The organism is Usitatibacter palustris, from assembly GCF_013003985.1.
Lineage (GTDB): Bacteria > Pseudomonadota > Gammaproteobacteria > Burkholderiales > Usitatibacteraceae > Usitatibacter > Usitatibacter palustris.
Map to the genome: position 1 here is coordinate 3,842,154 of NZ_CP053073.1, position 20,228 is coordinate 3,862,381.

18 protein-coding genes are annotated in these 20,228 nt (G+C 66.9%); 3 read left to right on the forward strand and 15 right to left on the reverse strand.

Features of this window, described 5'->3' with window-relative positions:
• The 3 genes from DSM104440_RS18650 to ntrC all read left to right on the forward strand — a co-directional run bounded on the left by DSM104440_RS18650 (position 1) and on the right by ntrC (position 3,231).
• Positions 1-651: a DUF4124 domain-containing protein gene (locus DSM104440_RS18650; protein WP_171165356.1), complete on the forward strand. Its 651-nt coding sequence runs from the start codon at positions 1-3 to the stop codon at positions 649-651.
• A 97-nt stretch (positions 652-748) separates the two neighbouring features.
• Entirely contained in the window at positions 749-1,813 is a 1,065-nt protein-coding gene (gene glnL / locus DSM104440_RS18655; RefSeq protein ID WP_171165357.1) for a nitrogen regulation protein NR(II), read from the forward strand.
• A complete protein-coding gene (gene ntrC, locus DSM104440_RS18660; RefSeq protein WP_171165358.1) occupies positions 1,810-3,231 on the forward strand; it encodes a nitrogen regulation protein NR(I) in 1,422 nt (473 codons plus the stop codon). The genes glnL and ntrC overlap by 4 nt, the downstream gene beginning before the upstream one ends.
• Positions 3,232-3,238: 7 nt before the next feature.
• On the opposite strand, the gene DSM104440_RS18665 is transcribed toward ntrC, so the two are convergent.
• From DSM104440_RS18665 to DSM104440_RS19440, 15 genes are all read right to left on the reverse strand, one after another.
• The gene (locus DSM104440_RS18665) at positions 3,239-5,938 is read right to left on the reverse strand and encodes a sensor domain-containing phosphodiesterase (RefSeq protein ID WP_171165359.1); all 2,700 of its coding nucleotides are present in this window, start codon (positions 5,936-5,938) and stop codon (positions 3,239-3,241) included.
• Complete coding sequence (gene xth / locus DSM104440_RS18670) at positions 5,938-6,705, reverse strand: exodeoxyribonuclease III (RefSeq protein WP_171165361.1); 768 nt, start codon at positions 6,703-6,705, stop codon at positions 5,938-5,940. The genes DSM104440_RS18665 and xth overlap by 1 nt, the downstream gene beginning before the upstream one ends.
• Positions 6,702-7,286 (reverse strand): glutaredoxin family protein, encoded by a 585-nt coding sequence (locus DSM104440_RS18675; RefSeq protein ID WP_171165363.1) that lies wholly within the window; start codon positions 7,284-7,286, stop codon positions 6,702-6,704. The genes xth and DSM104440_RS18675 overlap by 4 nt, the downstream gene beginning before the upstream one ends.
• A gap of 13 nt (positions 7,287-7,299) precedes the next feature.
• On the reverse strand, positions 7,300-9,321 hold the full coding sequence (locus DSM104440_RS18680; RefSeq protein WP_171165365.1) for a M3 family metallopeptidase: 2,022 nt from the start codon (positions 9,319-9,321) through the stop codon (positions 7,300-7,302).
• Between the two features lie 35 nt (positions 9,322-9,356).
• Complete coding sequence (locus DSM104440_RS18685; RefSeq protein ID WP_171165367.1) at positions 9,357-10,631, reverse strand: dihydroorotase; 1,275 nt, start codon at positions 10,629-10,631, stop codon at positions 9,357-9,359.
• Positions 10,628-11,611 carry an aspartate carbamoyltransferase catalytic subunit gene (locus DSM104440_RS18690; RefSeq protein WP_171165370.1) on the reverse strand — a complete coding sequence of 328 codons (984 nt, stop codon included), beginning with the start codon at positions 11,609-11,611 and terminating at the stop codon, positions 10,628-10,630. Before DSM104440_RS18690 ends, DSM104440_RS18685 begins: the two co-directional genes overlap by 4 nt.
• Complete coding sequence (gene pyrR, locus DSM104440_RS18695) at positions 11,608-12,111, reverse strand: bifunctional pyr operon transcriptional regulator/uracil phosphoribosyltransferase PyrR (protein WP_171165372.1); 504 nt, start codon at positions 12,109-12,111, stop codon at positions 11,608-11,610. Before pyrR ends, DSM104440_RS18690 begins: the two co-directional genes overlap by 4 nt.
• Positions 12,092-12,526, reverse strand: a complete 435-nt coding sequence (gene ruvX / locus DSM104440_RS18700) for a Holliday junction resolvase RuvX (RefSeq protein WP_171165374.1) — start codon at positions 12,524-12,526, stop codon at positions 12,092-12,094. The genes pyrR and ruvX overlap by 20 nt, the downstream gene beginning before the upstream one ends.
• On the reverse strand, positions 12,526-13,083 hold the full coding sequence (locus DSM104440_RS18705) for a YqgE/AlgH family protein (RefSeq protein ID WP_171165376.1): 558 nt from the start codon (positions 13,081-13,083) through the stop codon (positions 12,526-12,528). Before DSM104440_RS18705 ends, ruvX begins: the two co-directional genes overlap by 1 nt.
• Before the next feature lie 80 nt (positions 13,084-13,163).
• The gene (locus DSM104440_RS18710; protein WP_171165378.1) at positions 13,164-13,943 is read right to left on the reverse strand and encodes a hypothetical protein; all 780 of its coding nucleotides are present in this window, start codon (positions 13,941-13,943) and stop codon (positions 13,164-13,166) included.
• Between the two features lie 116 nt (positions 13,944-14,059).
• The gene (locus tag DSM104440_RS18715; protein ID WP_171165379.1) at positions 14,060-15,934 is read right to left on the reverse strand and encodes a S9 family peptidase; all 1,875 of its coding nucleotides are present in this window, start codon (positions 15,932-15,934) and stop codon (positions 14,060-14,062) included.
• 132 nt (positions 15,935-16,066) lie between these two features.
• Positions 16,067-16,972 (reverse strand): energy transducer TonB, encoded by a 906-nt coding sequence (locus tag DSM104440_RS18720; protein WP_246212061.1) that lies wholly within the window; start codon positions 16,970-16,972, stop codon positions 16,067-16,069.
• Complete coding sequence (locus DSM104440_RS18725; protein ID WP_171165381.1) at positions 16,947-18,815, reverse strand: ribonuclease catalytic domain-containing protein; 1,869 nt, start codon at positions 18,813-18,815, stop codon at positions 16,947-16,949. Before DSM104440_RS18725 ends, DSM104440_RS18720 begins: the two co-directional genes overlap by 26 nt.
• A complete protein-coding gene (locus DSM104440_RS18730; protein WP_171165383.1) occupies positions 18,812-19,384 on the reverse strand; it encodes a YqiA/YcfP family alpha/beta fold hydrolase in 573 nt (190 codons plus the stop codon). The genes DSM104440_RS18725 and DSM104440_RS18730 overlap by 4 nt, the downstream gene beginning before the upstream one ends.
• Positions 19,381-20,226 carry a PhzF family phenazine biosynthesis protein gene (locus DSM104440_RS19440; protein WP_171165386.1) on the reverse strand — a complete coding sequence of 282 codons (846 nt, stop codon included), beginning with the start codon at positions 20,224-20,226 and terminating at the stop codon, positions 19,381-19,383. Before DSM104440_RS19440 ends, DSM104440_RS18730 begins: the two co-directional genes overlap by 4 nt.
• Positions 20,227-20,228: the final 2 nt, after the last annotated feature.

The following is a 20,228-nucleotide window of genomic DNA, read 5'->3' on the forward strand; positions in this document are numbered from 1 at the left end:
ATGAAGCAGCTCTGGTTACTGGGAATCCTGTCGTTGGCGTCGGCCGCAGCCGTGGGCCAGCAGTCGACCATCTACAAGCATGTGGATGCATCGGGACGCGTGACGTATTCGAACAAGCCGATCAAGGACGGCATCGTGGTCGAGCTCGAACCGATCACCACGATTCCTTCGACGCCGGCCGGAGTCCTGGGCCAGCCGCCCAAGCCACCCGCGGCGCCCACGCCTGCACCGGCATCGGGCGCGACCGTTGCCCTTGCCGATACGAAGGTCGAGAAGTCGGACATCAAGCCCGCCCTGGCGACCGTGAAGCCGCAGCCGAGCGTGGCTGCCGCGAGCTTCTCCGTCGATTCGCGCACGCAGAAGTCGCGCGACGAGGATCGCCGCAGGATCCTCGAGGACGAGCTGAGCCGCGAGGAGAAGGGCCTGACGGACCTTCGCAAGAACATCATCGTCGAGCAGCAGAATCCGGAGCTCGTCGCCGCCGTGCGCCTCGCGCAGTCGACGGTCGACCCCACGCCTTCGCAGCAAGTCGAGTTGCGCAAGAACATCGAAAAGGTCTCGAGCCGCATCCGGGGCCTGCAAGCTACCGCCGCCGAGCACGAAAAAAACATCGAGGCGCTCAAGAAAGAACTCGGCGCGCTGAAGCCCTAGCCTCGAGCAGCCGCAGCACCCCCTTCCGGCATCCCGCCGACGCGCCAGCCTTCTTGGCTGGCGCGTTAATTGCTTTTTCCCAGAGCAGCTCCCGACCATGACGACGCCCTTCGCCGGGCTCGAATGGCTATCGGCAGCCGTCCTCATGCTCGATGACCAATTGCACGTGACCTACGCCAACCCCGCCGCCGAAACCCTGCTTGCGCATGGTCGCAAGCACCTGATCGGAGTGCCCTTCGACAAGGCGCTCCCGGGCAACGCCGCGTTCGAAGAACGCCTGCGCCAGGCGCTCGAGGCCGAGTCCGGGTTCAACGACAACGACCTCCTGCTCGAGGTGGTCGGCTATCCGATCCACCTGCATGGCGTGATCACCCCGGTCGATGCCGGCGAGGGGCGCTTGCTGCTGGAATTCCGCGAGCTCGAGCAGCAGCTGAAGATCGCCCGCGAAGAGCGCCTGTTCGAGCAGCAACAGGCCAACCGCGAATTGGTGCGCAACCTCGCGCACGAGATCAAGAACCCGCTGGGCGGCATCCGCGGCGCGGCGCAGCTGCTCGAGGGCGAGCTCTCGGACCCGGAGCTGCGCGAGTTCACGCAGGTGATCGTGAAGGAAGCCGATCGCCTGCAGTCGCTCATGAACCGCCTGCTCACGCCGAGCAAGCTGCCGCAGATCGAGGCCATCAACATCCACGAATTGCTCGAGCGCGTGCGCACCCTGCTCACCGCTGAGTTTCCCGATGCCCCTGAAATCCGCCGCGACTACGACACGAGCCTGCCCGACCTCGTCGGCGACAAGGAGAGCCTCATCCAAGCAATCCTCAACGTCGCCCGCAATGCGGCCCAGGCAACCGCCGGGCGGGGCGCGATCCGATTCGAAACGCGCATCGCGCGCCAGCTCACCATCGCGCGCAAGCGCCATCGCCTCGTGGTCGCGCTGACGATCGAGGACGATGGCCCGGGAGTGCCGCCGGAAATCGCCGAGCTGATCTTCTATCCGATGGTGAGCGGCCGCGATGGCGGCACCGGCCTGGGGCTCTCGCTCGCGCAAAGCTTCGTGAGCCGCCACCAGGGCATGATCGAATTCGAGAGCGCTCCCGGTCGAACGCGCTTCACGATCCTGCTGCCGATCCGTGAGCGCGAGACCGCGATGGCGGAGTTCCGATGAACGCACCCGACCTCGGCGCCAACCCCGTCTGGATCATCGACGACGACCGCTCGATTCGCTGGGTATTCGAGAAGGCGCTCGCGCGCGAAGGCATCTCGCACCGAATCTTTGCCGGCGCGCAGGATGCTCTCGATCACCTCGGCGACGAATCCCCGCAAGTCGTCGTGAGCGACATCCGCATGCCCGGCTTCTCGGGCCTCGAGCTGATGTCGCGCCTCAAGGAAAAGTTGCCCACGACGCCGGTGATCATCATGACGGCGTACTCGGACCTGGAGAGCGCGGTCGCCGCGTTCCAGGGGGGTGCGTTCGAGTACCTGCCCAAGCCCTTCGACGTGGACCACGCGATCGACCTCGTGCGCCGCGCGATCGAGGAGAGCCGGCGGCAGGTGGAAGTCATTCCCACCGAGGACGAGACCCCCGAGATCCTCGGCCAGGCGCCGGCGATGCAGGAGGTCTTCCGTGCGATCGGGCGCCTGTCGCAATCGCACGCGACGGTGCTGATCACGGGCGAGTCCGGTACCGGAAAGGAACTCGTCGCGAGGGCGCTGCACCGTCACAGCCCGCGCGCCGCGCGCGCGTTCATCGCGATCAACACCGCGGCCATTCCAAAGGACCTGCTGGAAAGCGAGCTCTTCGGCCACGAGCGTGGCGCATTCACGGGCGCGCAGACGATGCGCCGCGGGCGCTTCGAGCAGGCCGAGGGCGGCACGCTGTTCCTCGACGAAATCGGCGACATGCCTCCGGACCTGCAAACGCGCCTGTTGCGCGTTCTCTCCGACGGCCAGTTCTATCGTGTGGGCGGCCACACGCCGCTCACCGCCAACGTGCGCGTGATCGCGGCCACGCACCAGGACCTCGACGCACGAGTTCGCCAGGGATTGTTCCGCGAAGACCTCTTCCACCGGCTCAACGTGATTCGTCTTCGCCTGCCGCCGATGCGCGAACGGCGCGAGGACATCCCGGGACTCGCGCGCCATTTCCTCGCGAAGAGCGCGCGTGACCTCGGCGTCGAGGGCAAGCGCCTCACCGAGAGCGCGGTCGCCTTCCTCGCCGCGCAGGACTGGCCGGGCAACGTGCGCCAGCTCGAGAACCTCTGCCATTGGGTGACGGTGATGGCGCCCGGGCAGGTGGTCGATGTGAAGGACCTTCCGCCGGAGGTACGCGGCGAAGTGCCCGCGGGTGCCAGCGCGGGCGAAGGCGATTGGCGGCGGGCGCTCGAACGCGAAGTGGCCGCGCGCCTGACGCGCGGTGAATCGGGTGTCGCCGATCCGCTCACGCGCGACTTCGAGACCGCCCTCATCGTGAAGGCGCTCGCGCATACGGGCGGGCGGCGGATCGAGGCGGCGGGGCTGCTCGGCATCGGCCGCAACACGCTCACGCGCAAGATCCAGGAACTGAAGATCGAAACGAAGGACTGACGGGCCGCTACTTCACGTAGCGCTGCTCGAATTCCTCGGCCGGAAGCGCGGCCGACGTGAGGAAGCCCTGGTATTCGTCGCAGCCGAGCTCGCGCAGGGCCGCGAGCTGCTCGGGCGTCTCCACGCCTTCGGCCACCACCCGCAGCCCCATCGAATGGGCCATCGCGAGGATCGCGCGGATGATGGCTTCGTCGTTCGGATCGGCATGGATGTCGCGCACGAACGAGCTGTCGATCTTGATCGAATCGACCGGCAGGGCCTTCAGGTACGACAGCGACGAGTACCCGGTGCCGAAGTCGTCGATCGCGAGGCCCACTCCCAGCTTCCCGAGGCGATTGAGGAGTGCCACCTTCTCGTCGATGTTCTGCATGAGCAGCGATTCGGTCAGCTCCAGCTCCAACGTGGCCGGGTCGATGCCCGAGAGCGCCAGGGCACGTTGCACCGCGGCGAACAAACGGTCGCCATCGATCACCTGGCCGATCGAGACATTCACCGAAAGCTGCAGATCCTTCTTGGCCGCGAGCTGCCACTGCCGCACCTGCTTGCAGGCGTTCTCGATCACCCACTCGCCGATCGGAACGATCAGGCCCGATTCCTCCGCGACTTCGATGAACCGGTTGGGCGGGAGCAGCCCGCGACGCGGATGCTGCCAGCGGATGAGCGCCTCGACGCCGGCAAGCTCGCCGGTGGCGACCTTCATGCGCGGCTGGTAGTGGACGACGAGCTCGCCGCGGCGAAGTGCCAGGCGCAGGTAGTTCTCGACGGACAGCCGCTCCTGCGCTCGCGCATTCATCTCCGAGGAGAAGAACTGGTAGTTGTTGCGGCCCTTGTCCTTGGCGTAGTACATCGCGACGTCGGCGTTCTTCATGAGCGTGGCCGAGTCCTTGCCGTCGACCGGATAGAGGCTGATGCCGATCGAGCACGACGTGTTCAAGTGCTGGTTGTTCACGAGCATCGGCGCGCCCATCGCCGCGATCATCTTCTCGGCCACCTGCTGCGCGCCTTCGTCGTCATCGTCGCGAAGGTTTTCGAGGATCACCGCGAACTCGTCGCCGCCCAGGCGGGCGACGGTATCGGAAGCGCGCACGCAGGCCGTGAGGCGCGCGGCGACGCGCTTGAGGAGCTCGTCGCCGACTTGGTGGCCCAGGGAATCGTTGATGGTCTTGAAGCGGTCCAGGTCGATGAACATGAACGCGAAGCCCACCTGGTTGCGCGCGGCGTTCACGATGCATTGCTCGAGGCGATCGTGCAGGAGCACACGGTTGGGCAGGCCCGTGAGCGCATCGCGGGTGGCGAGGTACTCGGCGCGCTCTTCGGCGGCCTTGCGCTTGGTGACGTTCGTCGTGGTGCCCGTGAGGCGCACGGCGCGGTTGCTGTCGTTGCGCATCGTGACCTTGCCGCGCGAATGCACCCAGATCCATTCGCCCACCGCATTGGGTACGCGGTACTCGCAGTCGAACTGCTCGCTCACGCCCCGGATCGCGTTGCCCATGGATGCTTCAAAGATCTCGCGATCCTCGGGATGTGTCCACGACAAGACTTCCGCGCTCCCGAACGTCGCTTCGCGCGGCGCATCGCCCAGGAGTTTCGCCCAGGACTCGTTGTAGTAGACGCGATCGGCGACGATGTCCCAGTCCCAGAGCGCGAGGTTGGAACTCGAGAGCGCGAGGTCGAGCCGCTCCTTCGAGCGCGCCATCTGCTGCTCGGCGCGCCGCCGCAAGGTGATGTCGCGGCCCACGCCGATCATGTAGGTGAGGCCGCCCAGGCGCAGCGGCCGGCCACTGAACGCGTACGGGCGCACGTTGCCGGCGCGATCGACGACCTCCGCCTCGACCGTCACTTCCTTGCCTTGCTCGATCACCTGCCGGATCGCCGCCTCGAGCGGCGCGCGATCCTTGGGCGACATGAAATCCTGCGGGCGCATGGTGGCGATCTCGGCGTCGGTGTAGCCGGTCGCAAGACCCAGGCTCGCGTTCCAGCGCAGCACGTGATCGCCCTCGGGGCCGACGAGATAGAAGGCGCCGGGCAGGCTCTGGATCATCGCGTCGGAGAATTCCTTCTCGCGCCGCAGCTTGTCCTCCGCGCCGCGCCGCAGGCCGATCTCCTCCTCGAGCAATTCGTTCATGCGCTGGTACTCGCGCGCGAGATGCTGGATGCGCTCCTCGGCATTTCCCTCGAGGGCACCCGCCTTGGCAGCGACGACGGCGGGTGCTTGCAGCAGGCGCGTCTCGAGCCGGGCGACGGCGAGTGTCGCGAGATTCTCGAGCGCCGTGCGTTCCTGCGGCGAAAGCGTGCGCGGGATGCGATCGAGCACGGTGAGCGTTCCCAGCACCGCGCCGTCGGGCATGATCAGCGGCATCGCGCAGAAGAAGCGCACGCGCAGTTCGCCCGCGAACAGGGGATGCTCGGCGAATTGCGAGCGCGCGGCATCCTCGATGAGGAGTGCGGAGGCCGGCTCGCCGCGATTGAACGCGAGCGAGTGTTCGCGCGGCAGGTGGGCGAGTGCCACGCCCGCCTTGGCCTTGATCCACTCGCGTTCGCCGTCGAAGAAGGAAAGCCACGCCATGGGCGCGCGCACCGCATCCTGGGCGCGCCGCACCAGCTCGTCGAACGCGGGCTCGGGCGGCGTATCGAGGACGCGGTAGGCCTTCAGCCGCGCGAGTCTTTCCTCGTCGGTGACATCGCCGGGGCGCTTGAGTGCGGCCATCAGGCAGCAACCTCGCACAGCACGGGGGCGTGATCGGAGGGCCGCTCGAGGCGGCGCGGTTCGACGTCGATCGTGCAAGAGGTGCACGACTGCGCCAGCGCGGGCGACAACAGGATGTGGTCGATACGCAGCCCGATGTTCCGGCGGAACGCGTTCATGCGGTAGTCCCACCACGTGAACGATTTGTCCGGCTGCGGAAAGAGGCGATAGGCGTCGGCGAAGCCGAGGTCGAAGAGACCGCGCAGGGCCGCGCGCTCCGGTTCGCTGAAAAGCACCTGGCCTTCCCACGCGTGCGGGTCATGCACATCGCGATTCTCCGGCGCGATGTTGTAGTCGCCCAGCACCGCGAGGCGCGGATGCGCCGCGAGCTCGGTGCGCAGCCAGGCGGTGAGGGCCGCGAGCCAGCGCAGCTTGTACTCGTACTTGTCGGAGCCCACGCTCTGGCCGTTGGGCACATACACGGACACCACGCGCGTGCCTTGCACATCGGCCGCGATGACGCGGCTCGCCGCATCGGTGAATTCGGGAATGCCCCGGCCCACGCGATCGCAATCGACCTTGGTGAGCAGCGCCACGCCGTTGTAGGTCTTCTGGCCGCTGTGGACCCAGCGATAACCAGCGGCCTCGATCTGGGCGGCGGGAAAGGCCTTGTCCTCGCATTTCGTTTCCTGCAGGCAAACCGCGTCGGGCGAATGCTTCGCCAGCCAGTCGATCAGGTGAGGAAGCCGGACCTTGAGCGAGTTGACGTTCCAGGTCCCGATCTTCACTGCTTCGCCGGCGGCTGTCCTTCTGCGGGCGGTTGGCCGTCGGCCTTCGGCGGTGCCTTCGCCGGTGCGGGCGGCGTCGAGCCCGGCAGCGCGGTCTTCGGATAACCGGCGCCGTCGAGCGCGGCGGTCCACTGGCCTTCTTCGTAACCCTTCACCTTCGACTCGCCGACGACCAGCGTGGGCACATCGAGGCCGCCGACCAGCTTCTTCAGTGCTTCAGCGGCTTCGGCGTTGCCTTGCGCATCGCGCTCCGCAAACGGAATGCCGCGCTTGGTCAGCAGCGCGCGGCCTTGCGCGCAAGACTCGCCGCAGTCCGTGCCCGTGTACAGCGTGACCGGGCTCTTCTTCATCGCGATCTGCGTGGCGTACGGAAGATTCGACGTGGCAGCGTAACCGCCACCGACGGTCTTCTGCTCCGACTTCTTCGCGTCCGACGGCGGCGGCGAATCCGAGAAGTGCGTCTTGCCGTCCTTGTCGACCCACTTGTAGACCGTCTGTTGCGCGGCAACGAGCGCGGGAACGGCAACGGCGGCCGCTACGAGCATGGGCAGGACCTTGGCGATGATTTGCTTCGCGGACATTTTGTATCTCCGTCTAGGCGGTGACCGTCATTCCATTATGACGCAGAAGGGCGTCGATCTGCGGCTTGCGCCCGCGGAAGGCCATGAACGATTCGATCGCCGGGCGGCTGCCGCCCGCGGCCAGCACTTCGCGGCGGAAGCGTGCGCCGACTTCGGGGTTCAGCACGCCGCCTTCCTCGAATGCGCTGTAAGCATCGGCGGAGAGCACTTCGGCCCATTTGTAGCTGTAGTACCCGGCCGCATACCCGCCGCCGAAGATGTGCGAGAACTGGTTCGGGAAGCGGTTGTAGTCCGGATACGGGACAACGGCCACGTCGCTGCGCACCCCTTTGAGCAGGTCGAGGTAGCGACCCTCGAAGGCCGCGTGCAGCCGCATGTCGAACATGCCGAACTCGAGCTGGCGAACGGTCTGCATGCCGCTCTGGAAATTCTTCGCCGCGAGCATGCGATCGAAGAGCGCGCGCGGCAGGGGCTGCCCGGAATCGACGTGACGCGACATGTGCTGCACCACGCCCCACTCCCAGCAGAAGTTCTCCATGATCTGGCTGGGGAGCTCCACCGCATCCCATTCGACGCCGTTGATGCCCGACACGCCGATCTCGTCGACCTGCGTGAGCAACTGGTGCAGGCCGTGGCCGAACTCGTGGAAGAGCGTCTCCACTTCGTAGTGCGTGAAGAGCGCGGGCTTGCCGCCGACGGGCGCGGAAAAATTGCAGGTGAGCGTTGCCACGGGCGTCTGCACGCGCGCGGCCAGCCGCCGGCGGGCGATCGCTTCGTCCATCCACGCGCCCCCGCGCTTGCCTTCGCGCGCGTAGAGATCGAGGTAGAAGTGGCCGATGGCGCCACCGGCATCGGCGATCTCGAAGAAGCGGATCGACGGGTGCCACGTTTCGGCCCGGGCCTCGCGGATGCGTACGCCGTAGATCGTCTCGACGACGCGGAACATTCCGGCGAGCACCGTATCCTCGGGGAAGTACTGGCGCACTTCCTGGTCGGAGAAGGCGTAGCGCTTCTGGCGGAGCTTCTCGCTCGCGTAGCCCACGTCGCAGGCGCGCAGTGCGCCGATCCCGAGCTCGGAGCGCGCGAACTCGGTGAGCTCGGCCATGTCGCGCTCGGCAAAGGGCCGCGAGCGGCGCGCGAGGTCATCGAGGAACGAAAGCGCCTCGGCAGGTTGCGCGGCCATCTTCGTGAAAAGCGAGACTTCCGCGTAGTTGCCGAACCCGAGGAGCGTGGCCGCTTCCGTCCGCAGCGCGAGGATGCGCCCGATGATGTCGGTGTTGTCCCACTCGGTCTTGCCGAACTCGGAGGCGCGGGTCACGAAGCCGCGGTAGAGCGCCTCGCGCACATCCGCGTTGTCGGCGTACTGGAGTACGGGCATGTAGCAGGGCATGTGCAACGTGAGCTTCCAGCCGGGCTTGCCGTCCTTTTCGGCCGCGGCCTTCGCGGTCGCGAGCACATCGTCCGGAATGCCCGCGAGCTGCGACGGGTCGGTCACGAAATGGCCGAAGTCGTTGGTCGCATCGAGCACGTTGTCCTGGAACTTCGCCGAGAGCGTGGCGAGCTCCTCCTGGATGGCGAGGAAGCGCGCCTTCTGCGGCGGGGGCAGCTCCGCGCCGCCCAGGCGGAAATCGCGCACGCGATTCTCCACGAGGCGCTTGCGCGAGGCTGTCAGGGCCGCGAATCCGGATGAATCGCGCAACGCACGCAGCCGCGCGTAGAGGCGCTGGTCCTGCCCCTGCTCCGTGAAGAACTGCGTCACCTTGGGCAGCGCGGTGTTGTATGCGTCGCGCAGCTCCGGCGTGCTGACCACCGCATTGAGGTGGCTCACGTGCGACCACGCGCGCCCGAGGCGCTCGTTCGCATCATCGAGCGGCTCGACGAAGTTGTCCCACGTGGGCGCGCGGTCGTCCACGGCGAGGCGTTCGACCGTCTCGCGAGCCGTGCCGATCAGCGCATCGATGGCGGGTGCGACATGTTCGGGCCGAATGGCCGAGAAGCGCGGGAGGCTTGAAAAATCGAGCAGCGGATTGTCCATGGCGGAATCGTGCAACGAGAGTGAAAGGGGGAAAGCTAGGCCGAATGCACCACGCGGCCGCCCACGAGGGTGCGCACCACGCGGCCGGTCAGCTCGAAACCGAGGAAGGGCGTGTTCTTGCCCTGGCTCGCGAGCGCCGCGGGCGTCACCACCCACGGGTACTTTGGATCGAAGAGGCAGATATCGGCCCGCGCGCCCGGCGCCAGCGTTCCCGCGTCGACCCCGAGCACCTGTGCGGCGCGATTGGTGACGGTGGCCAGCGTGGCGGGAAGCTTGAGACCGGACTCGCTCCCCCATTTGAGCGCAAGCGGCAGCAGGAGTTCGAGTCCGGAAGCGCCCGGCTCGGCCTCGGCAAAAGGGACCAGCTTGGCGTCGTCATCGACCGGCGTGTGGTCGGAGCACACCGCGTCGATCGTTCCGTCGGCCAGGCCCTTGCGCAGCGCGTCGCGGTCGCGCGGATCGCGCAGCGGCGGTACCAGGTTGCATTGGGAATCGAAGTCCGCGAGGTCGCGGTCCGACAGGTGGAGGTGATGCACGCCGACGTCGCAGGTGAGAGCGGCGCCTTTCGCCTTGGCTTCCGCCACGATCGCGACCGCTTGCGCGGTCGAGAGCCGCGCGAGGTGCACGCGCGCGCCCGTGGCGCCCATCAGTTCGACGATCGTGCGCACGGCAACCGTTTCGGCGATCGCCGGAATCGCGGCAAGCCCCAATCGCGTGGCCACTTCCCCTTCGTGCGCGATGCCGCCGCGCGCGAGAGCCATGTCCTGCGGCCGCAGCCAGACGGTGAATCCGAAGGTCGCGGCGTAGCGCATCGCCGAGAGGAGCACGTTGGTGTCGGCAATCGGCGCATTCGCCTGGAAGAAGCCCACGCAACCCGCTTCCGCGAGCTCGGCCATTTCCGCGAGCCGCTCGCCCTTGAGGCCCACGGTGAGCGCGCCCAGCGGATGCACGCGCGCCTGCTCGAGGCTTTGCGCGCGCCGCGTGAGCATTTCCACGAGGCCCGGCTCATCGAGTGGCGGATCGGTGTCGGGCGGGCATGCGAGCGTGGTCACGCCACCGGCCACCGCCGCGCGCATCTCGGATTCGAGCGTCGCCTTGTATTCGAAGCCCGGCTCGCGCAGCCGCGCGCACAGGTCCACGAGGCCCGGGCAGGCCACGAGCCCCTTGGCATCGATCGTCTCTTCGGCGCGGAATCCGTCGGGCGCCTTGCCGATCGCGGCGATGCGGCCCTGGTCGATGTGCAGCGATGCGGTCTCGTCGCGACCGCTGGCCGGATCCACCACGCGCGCGCCCTCGATCGTGATTCTCATGCGGCGGGTCCGTCGGTGAGGGCGCCTGCGGCGGATCCCGCAAGAATCGACATCACGGCCATCCGCACCGCGATGCCGAAGGTCACCTGCGGGAGGATCACGCTCTGGCGTCCGTCGGCGACGTGCGAATCGATCTCGACGCCGCGATTCATCGGACCCGGATGCATCACGATCGCATCGGGCTTCGCGAGCGCGAGCCTTTCGGCCGTGAGGCCGTAGGCCTTGAAGAATTCACCGGCCGAAGGGAGCAGCGCGCCGTTCATGCGTTCGCTCTGCAGCCTGAGGGCGATCACGACATCGCAACCCTTGAGTCCGGTGGCGAGGTCATGGTGGACCGTGACGCCGAGCCGCTCGACATCCGCGGGAATGAGCGTGCGCGGGCCAATCACGCGCAGGTCCGGTACGCCGAGCGTCTTCAACGCGTGGATCTGCGAGCGCGCGACGCGCGAGTGCAACACGTCGCCGACGATCGCGACCGAAAGCCCCGAGAAATCCTTCTTGTAGTGGCGGATCGTGTACACGTCGAGCAACCCCTGCGTGGGGTGCGCGTGCCGGCCGTCGCCCGCGTTGATCACCGCCACACCGGGCTTCACGTGCTTCGCGATCAGGTGCGGCGCGCCCGATTGCGCGTGGCGGACGACGAACATGTCCGCGTCCATCGCCTGCAGGTTGTAGACGGTGTCGAGCAGCGACTCGCCCTTCGCGGTGGAGGACGCGCCGATGTTGAGGTTGATCACGTCGGCCGAGAGGCGCTTGGCGGCGATCTCGAACGTGGTGCGCGTGCGCGTGGAGTTCTCGAAGAAGACGTTGAAGATCGACTTGCCGCGCAGCAGCGGGAGCTTCTTCACCTCGCGCTCGTTCACCGAGACGAACTGCTCGGCGGTGTCGAGGATGCGGCGGATCATCGCCGCGGGCAGTCCCTCGGTCGTGAGGAGGTGCCGGAGGCGCCCCTGCGCGTCGACCTGCAGGTTCGCGTTCATGCGGGTCTCCGGATCGCGGCGAGCCGCAGCTTGCCCCCGTCGTTGGAGAGCACCAGCTCCTCGTCGCGGCTGACTTCGACTTTCGCACCGAGGTAGTCGGCCGACACGGGAATCTCACGCCCGCCGCGATCGGCGAGGATCGCCAGGCGCACCGCGCGCGGCCGGCCGAAGTCGAAGAGCTCGTTCAACGCGGCGCGGATCGTGCGCCCCGTATAGAGCACGTCGTCGACGAGGACGATCTCGCGCCCATCGACCGGGAAGGGAATCTGGCTGCGCCGGTTTTCGCGATGCAGGCCGATGCGCCCGAAGTCGTCGCGATGCAGCGTCACCGCGAGCAGGCCCAGCGGCACCTTCGAGCCGAGCGCGCGATGCAGGCGTTCCGCGACCCAGGCGCCGCCGGTGTAGATGCCCACGATGCCCGCGTCGGGCGAGAGGCTCTTGCGCATCTCGCCGGCGAGCGCTTCCACGAGGCGTTCGGGATCAGGAAGCGAGGGGCTCATGCGACTCCGGTTCGTTGAGATAGCTTTGCAGGATCACGGCGGCAGCCAGTGCGTCGATGTCGGTTTTCCCGCGAATGCGCGCGTGCGTATCGCGCATCTGTTCCTCCGCCTCGGCCGAGGAGAGCGTCTCGTCGACGAACACCACCGGCAGCGAGAATCGGCCCGCGAGGCGCCGGGCGAATTTTTCCACGAGCTTCGCGACCGCGTGCTCGCCGCCATCGGGATGGCGGGGACGCCCGACGACGAACCCGGTCGGGTGCCACTCGCTCACGACTTTCTCGATGAGCGCGAAGCGCGCGTCGGTGGCTTCCGCGACGATGCCCATCAGGGGGTGTGCGATACCGGTTTCGGTCTCGCCGACTGCAACGCCAATACGCTTTTCGCCGAAGTCGAAGCCGAGGAGGGTCCCGGCCATCACGCGTGTCCTGCCTCCTCGGACAGGAAGGCGGGATTCACGCCAAGGGCACGCATCGCGGTGTCGTAGCGTCCCTCGGGAGGCACGCTGAAGATGAGGTCGACGTCGGTCTCGACCGTGAGCCAGCCATTGCGCTTGATCTCGTCCTCGAGCTGTCCGGGCGCCCAGCCCGCGTAGCCGAGGGCCACCAATTGGTCGCGCGGACCGCGGCCCTTGGCCATGGCTTCGAGGATGTCGCGGGAAGTGGTGAGGCCCATCTCGCCCACGGGGAGCGTGGACTTCCAACTGCCCAGGGGTCGGTGGAGGACGAAGCCGTGGTCGAACTGGACCGGGCCGCCGTAGAAGACGGGCTGGTCGGCAAGCGGGGAATCGTCGAGGGGAATCTCCACCTGGCGGAAGAGGGTGCCGAGCGTCACGTCGATCGGCCGGTTCACCACGATCCCGAGCGCGCCGCGCTCGTTGTGCTCGCAGATGAAGGTGAGAGTCCGGGAAAAATTCGGGTCTGCCATGGCAGGCATGGCGATGAGGAACTGGCGAGTGAGGTTGACCGTTTCCATCTGCTGCCCGCCGCTATTTTAGCCTTTCCACCCCCTTCCCCACAAATCGGAGCCGCGCGGCGGGCGCGGCCCCGTCGTGGCTACTGCCGGACGGCGCCGAAACGCCCGACGCCCAGGCCATCGCGGCCGGTGTCGCTGATCGTGCCGGTCACGCCGCCATCGGTGAATTCCAGGCGCGTGATCCCGAAACTGCCCGTGTCGCCGTTGGCGCATTCGTACTGCCCGGAGAAGGACCCGTAGCGGCCCTCTTGCTTGTACGGGCCGCGGTAGTTGCACGTGCCCTTCACGTCGCTGGTCACGCGCATGAGGCCCTCGCCGTTCTCGACGTACATCAGGAACTCCGCGTCGTAGTACATCGTGCCGTAGGGCGGCCCGCCGGGCTGCGAATAGCGCAGGCGGAAGTTGCCCGCGTAGTTGGCCGCCGCGATCGGGATCTCCCACGTGAGCCGCGTGAACGTCTTCTGCACGGAGATGTTGTTCACCTCGTAGTCGACCTTGATCGTGGCGAGCTCCGTGGGGCTCACGTAGAGCGTGCCGACCGCGATCGTCTCGGACTTCGACGCGTCCCACGGCCCGGAGAAAGCCGAGCCCCGGGTGCGATAGAGCGTGCCGCGGAACTGCGGGAGGCCGCCCGCGCTGTATGCATAGGCTCGCGCGTCGGGCGCGACCAGCCAGAGTGGCTCGCCATTGGCGCCGTAGACGAAGAGGGTGACAAACGCGGTTTCACCCTGCTGCACGATCTGTGCGCCGGTGCCCGATTCCTGGGCGTTCCACCACAGGTCGGTGAAATTGGCGGCCCGCGAATCGAGCGCGCCGGCCAGCAGCAAGCCTGCCAGCAGGCAGCGGATATGGGTACTCATGGAACCTCTCCCCTTCGGAAAAAACGGAAGGTTAAGAGGTTAGCCGCCATGCGGCCAGCTTACTGCGACGAAATGCGCCGGCGGGTGGACGAAATGTACCCGCCGGCAACTTTCGGTCAGGTTCCGACGTGCTTCTTCAGGAACTTCTCCATCGCCTCGTAGAACTCGAAGCGGTTTTCCTCGTTGCGGAAGCCGTGCCCCTCGTTGTCCTTCACGAGGTACTCGACTTCGACGCCACGCTTCTTCATGGCCGCGACCATCTGGTCGCTCTCGTCCTTGTTGACGCGCGGATCCTTGGCACCCTGCGCGATGAAGAGCGGCGTCTTGATCTTGTCCGCATGCAGCGCGGGCGAGGCCGAGGTGAGCAGCGCCTTGTCCTTCTCCGGGTGCCCCACCATCTCGTGGAACATGTCGAGGTAAGGCTTCCAGTACGGCGGAATGGTGTTGAGGAACGTGAAGAGGTTCGACACGCCCACGTAGTCGACCGCGGCCGCATACAGGTCCGGCGTGAAGGTGATGCCCGCGAGCGTCGTGTAGCCGCCGTAGCTGCCGCCGTAGATCGCGATGCGCTTGGGATCGGCGATGCCTTCCTTGATGAGCCACTGCACGCCGTCGGTCACGTCGTCCTGCATCGTCTTGCCCCACTGCTTGAACGAGGCCTCCCAGAACTTGCGCCCGTAGCCCGTCGAGCCGCGGAAGTTCATCTGGAAGACCGCGTAGCCGCGGTTGGCGAGGAACTGCACCTCGGGGTTGAAGCCCCAGTTGTCGCGATACCACGGACCACCGTGCGGATTCACGACGACGGGCAGGTTCTTCGCAGCCACGCCTTTCGGGAGCGTCAGGTAGCCGTGGATCGTGAGGCCGTCGCGCGACTTGTACTGGATGGGCTTCATGTCGGCGAGCTGGGATTCCACGAGCCACGGGGACACGTCGGCGATCTGCGTCATCGCCTTGGTCTTCGTGTCGTACAGGTAGCGCTTGCCGCGCGTCTTGTCGTTCACGCCGCCGACGATGAAGACGTCCTCGTTCTTGTTCCACGAGGCGATCGCCACTTCGTAGCCGGGGAGCTTCGCCTGGACGTCCCTGAAGAGGGCTTCGACTTCCTTGTCGAAGAAGTGGTAGTCCGACTTCCACGTGACGTAGCGCGAGGCCGTGAGCACTTTGCGCTTGCGCGAGTACGACACGCTCGAGACATCCACGTCCTGGCGCTCGTAGATGACTTCTTCCTTCGCCGTGGCGGGGTCGAAGATCACCACGGCGGCCTTGTCGCGGCCACGGTTCGAGATGGCGTAGAGCTTCTTGTTGTCGAAGGTGAAGAACTCGGGGTTCACGTTTTCCCGGAAGTTCGTCGTGAGCACCGTCTTGAAGGGCTGGTCCTCGGCTTCGCGATAGAGGAGGCTCGTGTTCACGCCGTCGGTGGTCGTCGCGACGCGCACCTTGCCGTCGTGGTCGGTGAGCCAGCCCACGATGTTGCCCGGGTTCTCGGCGACCATCTTCGAATCGCCCGTCGCGATGTTGACGCGGTAGACGTCGAACACCTTCGCGTCGCGCTTGTTGTGCGAGATGAGCATGTCGGTCGGGTGGTCCTTCAGGTCGTCGACGATGCCCGCGCGCACCTTCTCGAAGGGCGTGAGGTCCTTGAGGCCCTCGCCGTTGCGGTCGACCGACACGATGTGGAAGTTCTCGTCGCCGCCGAAGTCCTTGGCGTAGATCAGGCGATCGTTGCCCTTCCAGGCGAAGCCGGCGATGTCGCGCGCCGTTTCCGAGGTGATGCGCTTGGCTTCGCCGCCCTTCACGGGGCGCACGAAAATGTTGAGGCGGCGCTCGTAGGGCGCCCGGTAGGCGATCCACTGGCCGTCGGGCGACAGCGAGTGGGAGACCTCGGCGGGGTTCTTGAAGAAATCGCGCAGGGGAACGGGTGCGGCGGACGCGAAACCCGCGGGGATTCCCGCCAGGGTGACGGCCACGAGAAGGGCCTTCAGGAAACGCATGGAATGCTCCTTGGAATAGGGGTGTGCCAGGCCGGCCGGGGGGCCGGTGCATGAAACCATTCTGGCCCCGGGGCGGGGATTATGCTCCGGCCGGGCGACGAAATGCAGGCCCCGCGGTGCGAACTGTAGGAATCACTCCGTCGTCACTTGGTCGCCCCGCGCGAAGGTCCAGGTGCGCGTGATGTAGAGGATGTCCGTGTCGGCGCGGATGTTGTCGGGGAAGCGGTCGAAGGGGGCAGCGAGCCGCACGATCCGGATGGCGGCCTGGTCCAGGACCTTGTACCCCGACGAGCGTTCGATCGCGACGGATTCGACGTCGCCGTTCGCCCTGATGCCCACGGTCAGCTGCAGCGCGCCATGGAGTTTCCGGTCGCGCGCCTCGCTCGGATAGTTGAGGTTGCCCACACGCTCGATCTTCAGTCGCCAGTTGTCAACGTACTGCGCGAAGCGGTACTCCTCGGCGCGCGCCCCCACGAACTTCTTGCGCGGCCGCTCCTGGTAGGCCTGCATCTCGCGGCGGATCTGCGCCTCGAGGCGGGCGATCTCGAGGCTCTTCGCGACGAGCTCCTTCGCCTTGTCGTCGGCCTTCGCTTCGCCCGTGGCTTCCTGCGGCACCTGTGCGGGCGACTTGAGCTGCGTCATCAGCTGCTTCGCCTCGCGCTCGAGCGTGCGCACGCGTTCCTCGGCAGCTTTCGGATCGTGGGTCGGTACCTTGTTGTCGAGCGCGGGAAAGGGCGTCTTCGCGCGCAGCTTCTCGTCGGTGTTCCCACCGCCGTCGAGATTGGCCTGCGCGAGTGCGTCGGCCTTCACGGGCTTGGTGGCCGAGCGGGAGTTCACGAGCACGACCTCGAGGAGGTTGTGGGGCGCCTCGGTCTTGCGCCAGTCGAGAACCTGGAAGCCGAAACCGACGATCACGAAGACGTGCGCGGCAATGGATGCCACCACCGCCACCTGCATGGAGGCGACGAGGCCGAAGCGTTCCAGGAGGAAATCGGAGAACGAGACGACGGCGTCAGGTGGGGGTTGCCGCAACTGCATGAGCCGAAATTGTACCTAGGTACCGGCAAAGTACCGAGGGGTCCCAGTAATCGGGTTCTCCGAACGCCACGCGAACGCGCGTTCCCGGAACGGTGGCAGCGGGCAATCCCACGACGCGGCAGACGAGCGGAATGCCCTCGAGCCGCACCAATTCGTCGCGAATCACGGTGGCGTCTGCCTCCCCAAGGCTCTCCTGCGCGATGTAGCGCAGGCACCAGAAGCGCTCGAGCGTTCGCTGGTGCTCGGCATAGGCCTCATAGGTCGTTTCGAAATCGCGCGCCGCCAGCGAGAGTTCGTCCTTGGTGTACACCGGCTCGTCGCCGCGGAGCGACGCCACCAACTGCCGCTGGTTCGCGAGGTCGGCAAAGCGGCGCAGCGGCGAGCTCGACCACGCGTAATGGGAGACACCCAGCCACTCGTGAGCCGCGGGTTCGACCTCCATCCGCGTCTTGATGCCGCGCTGGTTGCGGTACATCGCGACGTAACCGCGCTCCGCGAGCCATTTCCCCCACGTGGAATTCACGTGGATCATCAGCTCCGAGACCAGCAGGTCGATGGGTGTATCGCGCCGGCGTGGCTCGAGGGCGATGCGCTCGCCGGTGATGCGGAACGTGTAGTCGAGGCGCGCGTTCTTGTCGTCCGCGGCACCGCGCGCGGCGCGCAGCTTCATCGCGAAGCGCCAAAGGAGCAGCAGGTCCTCGCCGTGCTCGCCCTCGACACGACCGGCCGCGACCGCCGCGTCGTTGAGCCGCGTCTCGAGGTCGGAAATGCGCAGGTTGCTCGCGATCTGCACGCGTTCCAGCGCCGATTGCGATTCGATGATCTCCAGCGTTCCCGGATCGACCGTGAGGTAGAGGGTGGCGGCGGGAACGCGCCGGCCGGCCGCGAGCGTCGACTGCTCGACCGCGTTCTCGGGAAGCATCGTGATCTTCGCGCCGGGAAAGTACGCCGTGGACAACCGTTCGCGGGCGAGCGCCTCCAACGGGTGGTCGCGACCGAAGAAGAGTGAGGGCGCAGCGATGTGGATGCCGATGCGCACGCGATCGGCCGCGAGGCGCTGCACCGAGAACGCATCGTCGATCTCGGTCGTCTCGTGATCGTCGATGGAAAACGCTTCCGCCTGCGCCTCGGGCAGCTCACCGGGATCGGCCAGGGGCGGCATCATCGCGAATCCCGTGCCCTCGGGGAAGTATTCGAACTTGAAGCGCCGCAGGAGGAAATCCTCCGCGCCCTTCAGCGCACCCGCTTGGGCGAGAAGCTTCGGCGGTGCGAGGCCCGCGGCGGTGGCCGCCTGGTCGAGGGCGCGCCACTCGAGCGACATCTTGTCGGGCTTGAAGAGCAGCGTGTCGAGATTCGCCGCGACCTTCTCGGGCACGCGGCCGGCGGCGAGGTCGGCCGCCCACTGGTCGACCTGCTCCTGCTGTCTCTTCTTCTTCTCGATGCCCGCGAGCGCGGCCTTCAGGTTCTCCTCGGCCGCGGCCTGGAAGCGACCCTTGCCGCGCTTGTAGAAGAACACGGGGCTCGATTGGAGCTTCAACGCGACCGCCGTCGCCTCGGTGGGCGAAGGCGCGTGACCGAAATACTCGCGCGCGAGGTCGCCGAAACCGAACTCGTCAGGCCCGCACACCTCCCACAGGAATTGCGGGTCGATGTCCTCGGAAAGCTTCTGCGCCTCGGGCATCATCGCCACGAGCGACTGGCCGTCGAACCGAAGGAGGATGCTGGCCGCCTTCACTTTCGAGCGCTTGCCGTGCGCGGCTTCCACTTGAAAGGACGCGCCCGCCTCGGAAAGGATCGTCCCGAGCCGGAAGGTACCGTCTTCGTCGAACAGGACTTGCTTCACGTGGTGGCCCATTCGACGAGGTCGGGAAGATGCTCCGGGAACGACGAGAGCGAGTGATCGCCCCCGCGAACGACGGTCTGGAAAGCGCCTGCGTAGTAGCGCGTGGCCTCGCGATAATCGAGAACCTCGTCGCCCGTCTCAACGACGAGCCAGTAGCGCTCCTCGCGCGAGATCACCTCGACGTCGAGCGCGTGGAGCTCGTCGATGTGTTCCTGCGTGAGCTCGAAGTGCTCGCCGGTGTACAGGTTGCGCTGCGGGCCGAGGAAGCGCGCGAAGTGCGCGTGCGGGTGGACCGCCGGATTGAGGAGCACGGCCTTGCAGTCGAGGCGCTCGGCGAGTGCGGTCGCGTAGAAGCCGCCCAGCGAACTGCCGACAAAGGTGAGGTCGGCGCTCGCACGCCCGGCGCACGCCTTCTCGATCTGGGCGGCGGCCTGGGCGGGACGATGCGTAAGTTCCGGGACGAGGTATTCGACGGTGGGCGCGTGGCTGCGGACGTAGTCGCCCAGCATCACCGCTTTCTTCGATTTCGGCGAGCTGATGAAGCCGTGCAGGTAGACGATCGTCTTCAAAGGGCCAGCGTTCCGCGGGCGAGCGCGATCACGTCGCCTCCCACCGTGACTTCGCCGCCGCGCACCGCGAGGTAGAGCGTCGAGGGACGATGGATCTCGTCGCCCTGCTGGACCTCGCGCACGAGGTCCACGCCGGGTTGCATTGCGCAGAACCATCCGCCGAGGTTGGCGCAGGCCGAACCGGTCGCGGGATCCTCGAGGATCGCGGCCCCGTTCGGAAAGAAGAAGCGCGCGGTGACGCTATCGCGCGCATCGCCGTTGTCGGCAAATACGTAGGCCATGCTCTGGCCGTCGACGCTCTTCAGGCGCCGGAACGCATCGGCCTGGGGTGCGGCGCGACGCACGGCGTCCGCGCTCGCCACCGGAACCGCGAGCTGCTCCTTGCCCGCGTTCACCCAGAGCGGCCGCTCGACGAGGTCGCCGCTCACGAGCCCGAGCATCTGCGCGAGCTCCGCGCGCGATTCCGAGACCTCGCGCCAGCTGGGCCGGTTGGCCTGCAGCGTCCAGCGATCACCTTTCGCGGCAACCGGGATCACGCCTGCCTTCATTTCCAGCGTGACGGCATCGCCCGCAGAGAGCAGCTCGCGTACGACGTGCGCCGTGCCCAGCGTCGGATGACCGGCAAAGGGCATCTCGTATGACGGCGTGAAGATGCGCACGCGAGCCGTGGCCCGGTCCGAGGGCAGGATGAACGTCGTCTCCGACAGGTTCATCTGCCTTGCGAGCGCTTGCATGGCGGTTTCATCGAGGCCGCGGCCGTCTTCGAAGACGCACAACGGGTTGCCGGTGAGCGTGCCGCCGCGCGTGAAGACGTTGACGATGCGATATGAAAGTGTGGCCATGG